Origin of the sequence: Vibrio genomosp. F10 str. 9ZD137 (genome assembly GCF_049974785.1) — a bacterium.
Classification (GTDB): domain Bacteria; phylum Pseudomonadota; class Gammaproteobacteria; order Enterobacterales; family Vibrionaceae; genus Vibrio.
Genome location: NZ_JBNGCJ010000345.1, coordinates 1 through 7,679, shown reverse-complemented (window position 1 = coordinate 7,679; position 7,679 = coordinate 1). Strand labels below are relative to the sequence as shown.

Sequence of the window (7,679 nt, the reverse complement as noted above, 5' to 3'; positions counted from 1 at the left end):
CGCTCGCCGCCGCCGCCGCGTGAGGACCAGTACCTTGTCCCGCTTCGTTAGAGTAAACACCACGCTTAACACCCCAACCGATAGCAGCACCAAAGCCTGCCATAGGCGTAAATGCATCACCAATGATCATGGCAAAGATACGTGGAACTTCACCAATGTTCAGAAGGATAATCACGAACGCTGTAATGATGTACGCAAGAGCCATGAAAGGAACAATGATTTGAGTAAAGTTAGCAATACGCTTAACGCCACCAAAGATAATGAAGGCAAGAATGATGCAAACAACCGTACCAGTAAAAATTTTAGCAAAACTGAATGTGCCGATAGCGGTTTCAATCATGTCGCCCGAGCCGAATGCCGCTTCTACTGCATTACCAATACTGTTTGATTGGACACCAGGAAGAAGAACACCACACGCAAAAATCGTCATGATTGCGAAGATCCACGCATACCATTTCTGACCCATCGCTTTTTCGATGTAGTAAGCCGGACCACCGCGGAACTGCCCTTCATCTTCTTCTTTGTAGATTTGGGCTAAGGTTGACTCTGTGTAAGCCGTTGCAGCACCAAAGAAGGCAACAACCCACATCCAGAATACGGCCCCAGGGCCACCAAATCCGATAGCAGCGGCAACCCCAGCAATATTACCCGTACCGACTCGACCAGATAAAGACACCGCTAGGGCTTGAAATGATGAGATACCTTTACTTGAGCTTTTTCCTGACAGTAGCAAGCGCCACATTTCAAAAAAGTGACGAACCTGAACAAATCGAGTCAAGATGGAATAGAACAATCCCGCCCCAAGACACAAGTAGATAAGCACTGGGCTCCAGATAATTCCATTCAAAAAGTCAACGAACGACTGCATGAGCATTTTCCCTGTTTATGTTGTGATTATTTTTCAGTCGATAGATTAACGGTTTTGTAGCGTAATTGTTAATAGTTTTGTCTGTTTCGGTTTCTTGATGTGAACAAGTGCACAAAACTGGTTTGCATTTGATTTACCGAGGAAATAACTATTTAGGCGTTAATGAGGTGTTAATTTGTTCCTTTGTTCGATTTTGAATGGGGTTATATCTTGGTTGAAGTGCATTTTCTAATTGGTTTTTAATTCTTTATTCATTCACTATTTTGGCTTATTAATCTAGTGGGTGGTGTATTTATGCTGTTTGAAAGTATTTGGCGTGTTTTAGGAGAGGTTAAAGAAAGAAAAGGATTTTCAATGGCAACTTAATCGCGAACTCCTACAATTAATTATTGAGGGGTACGACTATGAAATCAGAACAAAGCCAATGCCGTTATCAAAGCCCCGATAACTGGCGTTGTGACCAATCTTGTGGAGAGTCGGAGTTATGTTACTGGCACGATCCAAACGTAGACAAAAGCAATGATAATGTACGTGAAAAGATTGAAAACTGGGCCGCCGAGGGTAAACCTTTGGATGGATTTCAGTTGGCGAGAACAAATTTGGTGGATATCAACCTGGTAAATAGAGGAAACAAAGAAGGCTACAAGTGTCGAGATGTGGATTTTTATCGTGCAGATTTATCGGATGCTCACTTTTTTGGCTTAGATCTAAGAGGGTCATCAATGATGAAAGCCAAGTTAAATGGTGCAAATTTGCATTGTGCACGATTGGATAACTGCAATTTATTGGGTGCAGACCTGAGCCGAGCCAAACTTGAAAACATCGAATGGGGAGGTTCGTTAAAACAAGAGATAGATACGCGATTGGCGATGAAAGAGGGTGATCGAAGGCGAAGCATCTCATTGTGCCAAGAAGCGGAAGAGGTGTGTCGTAACATTCGCAAGCAGTGTGAAAAACAAGGTTTATTTGAAACCGCGGGGGTATTCTTCAAAAAAGAAATGCGTTATCGGCGCTATCAAATGCCATTGATGAGCTTGAACCGTATTATTTCAAAGACCGTTGATGTTTTTTGTGGTTATGGCGAGTCGCCAATAAGAGTCGTTGCATTTTCATTGGGGCTTATTCTTACCTGTGCGATGGCGTATTTTGTGTTGGACACCACCGCCAGTAACCCGATATATGAAGATATCGAAGGGTGGCGTTTCTATCTGTTCGAGTTCTTTAACGCCTTGTATTTTAGCGTGGTCACTTTTACAACGTTAGGGTACGGGGACATATCCCCTGTTGGCGTGGCTCGATTCATTGCTGCATTTGAAGCGTTTATGGGCAGTTTTACCATGGCACTGTTTGTGGTTGTTTTCGTAAAAAAAATGACGCGATAAAAGGATTGCAAACATCAGAGAAGCCAACGACTCAGCGGCTTCTCTGGTTTCGCGCCTAAATGATATTCCCACTTTCTGCTGTTAACAAACCTTCATCTTTTCCACACATAACCGATTTAGACTGAAATAAAACGTATATAAAACAGGTGAATTTACATCCTGTGTAAGTTTTTTGTGGATCAAGCGGTCTGCTTAATCGGGAGTCTTGTGTGTCTGAGTATGACCGTCGAACTTTTACGTTTATCACTCAACCGTTTATTGCACGATCGTTTATTAACTCGTTGATGACAACGATCGTTTATTACGCAACGCATGAGTGAATTGGGCTATCGGAATAACTTCGCTGTGGAATGGAGATGTGAATGCCAATGATTACCGACCTACAGACAGAGCTGTTTAGCAGTACGCATTCTGCTTTGTGGATGTTTGCTGGGGTGATATTGCTTTCCTATCTTTTGGAGGATCTCGCGATCGTTTCTGCGGCTAGCTTGGCGATGCAGCAACTCATGTCGCCTTCGTTAGCCTTGCTTGCCATTTTTATTGGGATAACAACCGGTGACATTGGGCTTTATTACCTCGGAAAAAGCGGTCGTTATTTTCGTGGGGTACGTTACAAAGCGTTAACGAGCCGACACTTTCGTACATTAAGACGAAAGCTACATCAACGCACTTTTATCAATTTATTTTTCATCCGATTTATTCCAGGAATGAGGACAGTTGGGTTCACTTTAAGTGGCTTTTTTGCCATTCCATTACCTCAGTTTTTGTTGGCGGTGTTAACCGCGAGTAGCATTTGGACGTTGGCTGTGTTCGGCGTTATCTATTCGCTGGGCAGTGCAGATTGGTTGCAAACCGGGGTTTTCCAATGGTTAACGATTCCTGTTGCATTATTGGTGCTTTTTTCCGTCAACCGAATTCTTAATAAATCACTCTCTAGAGGTTTTTCATGAGCTTGAACAATGGTGTGGTATGCATTGCCAAAAATAAAATCAATGCAGGGATGCCAAAACTCGAGGTAGAGACAACGCGAGCGGTTTCACCGTACGAATTTTTACCCAGTTGGTTTTTTTACACGCCAGTGCTCATTCAAAGCCTGTTGTTAGGAGCGAAACACCGAGATATCGCCTTGCCACTTATCGCGAATCCAAGCATTAAATTAAGTGGAATGGTCGGAGAATCAAAACACGATATTCTTTCACTCGCAGGTTCAAAAGCAAGGGAATCGATTTCACGCTATATCCTAGTGACAAAAGGGCATGAATCTGTTTCTCAGCAGTGCACATTAGCACTGGCCGCCATGAAAAAAAACAATCTGGAATTTCCTATTGTGGCTAAGCCGGACTTAGGCTGTCGTGGTGCAGGGGTTCAGTTATTACGTTCACCAGAACATTTGCACGGTTACATAAAAGCGTTCCCCAGCAATGCCCGTTTCCTTCTACAGGAAAAAGCGCCATATCAAGCCGAGGCGGGTGTTTTTTATGTGCGCTACCCTGGTCAAAAACAAGGTGAGATCATCTCTATGACTCTCAAGTATGCCCCCTCAGTGACAGGTGATGGCGTGAGTACCTTAAAGCAGCTTATCGAACAGTGCCCAAGAGCAGGGCAGTTATCTCATCTCTATTTCCCAAGACACCAAGACAAACTCGATTGGGTTCCTGAAAAGTCGGAAGAGTTCCCGTTGGCGTTTGCCGGAAGCCACAGTCGAGGTTCTATTTTTAGGAATGGGAATCACTATATCAGTCCGATGTTAACGAAGAAGTTGGACGAGATATTTGACGATTTAGCTGGGTTTCACTACGGCAGGTTGGACATCAAATTTGAAGATATTGATCGGTTTATGGCGGGTGAAAAATTTACCATTTTGGAAATCAATGGAGCGAGCAGCGAAGCCGCCCACATCTGGGATTGCAACACGCCACTGAAAGAGATTTTTTCTACGTTGCTCAAGCAATACCGAATTTTATTTGATATTGGTGCCCAACAAAAACGACTGGGACACAAATCCCCCCCTCTCTCTGTGTTACTGAATGCCTGGCGAGAAGAAAAATTATTGACTCAGCACTACCCCGCGACCGACTAAATAACAACGAATTATAGGGATAAATATGCTTGTACTTTCAACTCAGAGCTTGATACCGGAAAGGGACGGTGATGCAGAAGCCCCCATCATGTCTCCTGTTATATCGGGTGCGATTGAAACCCTAGATCAAGGCCTTCAGTTTCTAACTGGGATCACTGACGCTCAATATGGCTACGATGCTCAGCCTTATCTTTCTAGCTCAATTGGCCAACATTTTCGTCATTGGCTTGATATCTTTCACGCACTTTTTCAAGAGGGTAGTCATGTGGATTATAACCAAAGAAGAAGAGGGCATGAGGTCGAAACACAACGCCAGATTGCCATAGAAGAGATCCTGTATTTTATTGAAAGACTCAAAACGACAAAGACAAGCGATCTTATTGCCCCCGTGGTCATCGCTACCGAAGTGTCGCTGAAAAAAAGTAAGGTTTGCTTAATGTCGTCAACGTTTGAACGTGAGTTAACCTTTGCGGCCTTGCACGCCAACCATCATTTCGCAATGGCAAAAGTGGTGACCACTCTTTTGGCCATTGAAACGAGTGATGATTTTGGTTTGGCACCGGCTACCGCCACATTTATTCGGGGGCAATAGTATGTGTTCTGTTTCTTGGTTGGTGGATGACGATGGCTACCAGATATTTTTTAACCGTGATGAGCAAAAAAGCCGTGCTCTTGCATTGCCGCCTAGACAAATCACCGTCGACGGAACCGATGTGATCATGCCGATTGACCCTGTTGGAAGTGGTAGCTGGATCAGCTTGAATGAGTTTGGGTTGTCACTTTGCTTGCTCAATAACTATCAAGGCCCAGCAAATAACTATCAAGGTTCAGTAAACAACGATCAAGGTTTACTCAGCAACGAGCAAGGTGTGATGCCTTCGGCGATAACCGAGAAGAAAGAGACGTTAATGAGCCGAGGGCTACTGCTTAAGCACCTGTCTAGTTACTCCGAAGTCGAGAAAGTAGAGCAAGCTTTTAGGCAATGGGATCTTCATCGTTTTGCGCCTTTTACATTACTGGCTTTTTCTCCGTTGCTCAAAACGGATAACCCTTACGTTACTGCCTTGGAATGGGATGGTCAGAAGCGGCTTATTCATTTAACCGACTGCCCGCTATTTTCATCAAGCGTTGATTTAGAAGCCGTGACCGCTTATCGGTTAGAACAGTTTTCTAAATTGACCGCGAAAGATAAAAGCGTTCAAACCCTATTGGAATTTCATACCCATCATCATCCGGAGCATTTGCACCGCTCAACCTGTATGCATCGAGAAGATGCCCAAACGGTGAGTTTTACCTATTTAAATGTGTCTAAAAATCGCCAATACATGGCCTATGTTGCTGGTTCTCCATGTGACCAATTGTCGGAACAAACGCTAAAGCAACATCAATATGCTCTTCGTCTTAACCGCTGCTTGGCTTCTTGAGTGACAACCACGCTCACTAGAACGCCAATAAAATTGAAAAGGAATTAAGTGTCCATATGAAAACATTAATTAACGTCAACATCATCTCAGCATTATTACTGCTATTTGTGAGTTCTTTTAGCTACGCAAGCGATGAAGTGTATACCGGTTTTTTTAACAACAAAGCACTCAGTGGCTACGACAGTGTTGCGTACTTTACAGAGAACGCACCAGTAAAAGGTCTCGCTGAATTTAAAACGGAATACAAACAAGCAAACTGGTACTTTTCGTCTCAAGAAAATCTGCAGGCCTTTATCGCCAATCCTGAAAAGTATGCGCCGCAATACGGAGGTTATTGTGCCTGGGCGATTTCTGAAAAGAATGATTTTGCCCCAGGCGATCCAGAGCAATGGTCTTTGGTGGATGGGAAGCTATATCTCAATTACAACGAAGGTATTAAGAATAAATGGGAGTCTGACCGTACTCATCATATTACTCAAGCAAACCAAAATTGGCCCTCGTTAATTCAATAATTCGATTGAACTACGTCAAATACACAAGGTGACCACCATGATAGATAGTCCTTTTCGTTTGCCGAGATATACCCCTTTTGGGATTGGAGAGTCCGTGGTTGAATGGGCGACGGGTTTATCTAAACTTGATCGCTTGTATCAGCAAAGGCCCAAAACGCGGACAAGTTTCGAGTTTATGAACTACACGCTCAACGCGCTCAATATTCAATATCAAGTAGAACAAGGCATTGTGGAGAGCATCCCTAAATCAGGGGCGACGGTCATTGTGGCTAATCATCCATTAGGGGCGCTTGAGGGCGTTATTTTGGCGGATTTAATGGGCGCCGTTCGTAAAGACGTCAAAGTGTTAGCGAATCAACTTCTGAAACGTCTTCCTGAGATCAACGAGCTGTTTATTGGTATCGATGTGTTTAATGGAAAATCATCGCAGCGAACCAATACCAATGCAATTCGCGAAGCGCATCGTCATTTATCGGAAGGAGGCGTTTTAATTGTTTTCCCTGCTGGCGAAGTCTCTACCTATCAAGAGGGGAGCGATTCTTTGTTGGATATAGAGTGGAGTCAATCGGTCGCGAAATTTATTAAACGCAGTCAGGCTACAACGGTGCCGATTTTCATCAATGGTAAAAACAGTGCCTTGTTTTATCAAGCTGGGCGAATTCATCCATTGCTTAGAACCGCACTACTAGGTCGAGAGCTGCTCAATAAAAAAGCGTCAAGCATCGCTATTTCCATAGGCAGTGCTATTCCATTTTCTGAACTTAAGGGTTTTGAACAAGACAAGGACATTGTTCATTATTTAAGGCTGAATACCTATCTGATGAGCCAACATTCAGCGGCAACTCCAAATGAGCATTGGGTTCAGGGAGCCTCATCCGTGTTTCAGACGCCGATCATTGCCCCATTACCTCAGGATCAACTGCATTTAGAAACCTCTTCATTGCCACCCTCGACCTTACTGTTTGAGCAAGGCGATTATAAAGTCTATTGCGCGCCAACTCAGGCGATTCCAACCGTGATGCAAGAGATTGGTCGAATACGAGAAGAGAGCTTTCGCGCGGTTGGCGAAGGCAGTGGCCTAGCCTGCGATGTCGATGAATACGATCTGCATTACTATCAATTGTTTGTTTGGAATGAAAAGGAACGAGAAATCGTTGGATCCTATCGAATGGGGTTGGTTGATGAGCTTGTTGAGAAGCATGGCTTAGACGCCCTCTACTCGCGAAGCCTTTTTCAATATGATCAGAGCTTTATTGATTCACTGGGTAAGAGTCTTGAATTGGGCCGCTCTGTCGTGGCGAAAAAATACCAACGTAATCTGAGCTCGTTATTGATGCTTTGGAAAGGTATCGCTGCCTTTGTTCAGCGTCATCCCCAGTACACCCATTTATTTGGCCCAGATCGGAAGAGCGG

At 44.0% G+C, this 7,679-nt stretch carries 8 protein-coding genes; 7 read left to right on the top strand and 1 reads right to left on the bottom strand.

Features of this window, described 5'->3' with window-relative positions; all coding sequences use genetic code 11:
* Nucleotides 1-868: alanine/glycine:cation symporter family protein (locus tag ACP45E_RS07415; RefSeq protein ID WP_141707250.1), on the bottom strand; the 868-nt coding region annotated here is incomplete at its 3' end.
* 404 nt (nucleotides 869-1,272) lie between these two features.
* Between ACP45E_RS07415 and ACP45E_RS07410 the strand changes: the two genes are divergently transcribed.
* The 7 genes from ACP45E_RS07410 to ACP45E_RS07380 all read left to right on the top strand — a co-directional run.
* Nucleotides 1,273-2,250 (top strand): ion channel, encoded by a 978-nt coding sequence (locus ACP45E_RS07410; protein ID WP_017034163.1) that lies wholly within the window; start codon nucleotides 1,273-1,275, stop codon nucleotides 2,248-2,250.
* Nucleotides 2,251-2,612: 362 nt separating this feature from the next.
* Complete coding sequence (locus ACP45E_RS07405; protein ID WP_017034164.1) at nucleotides 2,613-3,200, top strand: DedA family protein; 588 nt, start codon at nucleotides 2,613-2,615, stop codon at nucleotides 3,198-3,200.
* Entirely contained in the window at nucleotides 3,197-4,330 is a 1,134-nt protein-coding gene (locus ACP45E_RS07400) for a hypothetical protein (protein ID WP_017037646.1), read from the top strand. Before ACP45E_RS07405 ends, ACP45E_RS07400 begins: the two co-directional genes overlap by 4 nt.
* Before the next feature lie 88 nt (nucleotides 4,331-4,418).
* Nucleotides 4,419-4,922: a hypothetical protein gene (locus tag ACP45E_RS07395; protein WP_198927697.1), complete on the top strand. Its 504-nt coding sequence runs from the start codon at nucleotides 4,419-4,421 to the stop codon at nucleotides 4,920-4,922.
* Nucleotide 4,923: 1 nt separating this feature from the next.
* On the top strand, nucleotides 4,924-5,754 hold the full coding sequence (locus tag ACP45E_RS07390) for a hypothetical protein (protein WP_017037644.1): 831 nt from the start codon (nucleotides 4,924-4,926) through the stop codon (nucleotides 5,752-5,754).
* A 56-nt stretch (nucleotides 5,755-5,810) separates the two neighbouring features.
* Nucleotides 5,811-6,266 carry a YHS domain-containing (seleno)protein gene (locus tag ACP45E_RS07385; RefSeq protein ID WP_017034168.1) on the top strand — a complete coding sequence of 152 codons (456 nt, stop codon included), beginning with the start codon at nucleotides 5,811-5,813 and terminating at the stop codon, nucleotides 6,264-6,266.
* A gap of 37 nt (nucleotides 6,267-6,303) precedes the next feature.
* Nucleotides 6,304-7,679 (top strand): lysophospholipid acyltransferase family protein (locus tag ACP45E_RS07380; RefSeq protein ID WP_069584849.1); only part of this gene is annotated, 1,376 nt, incomplete at its 3' end.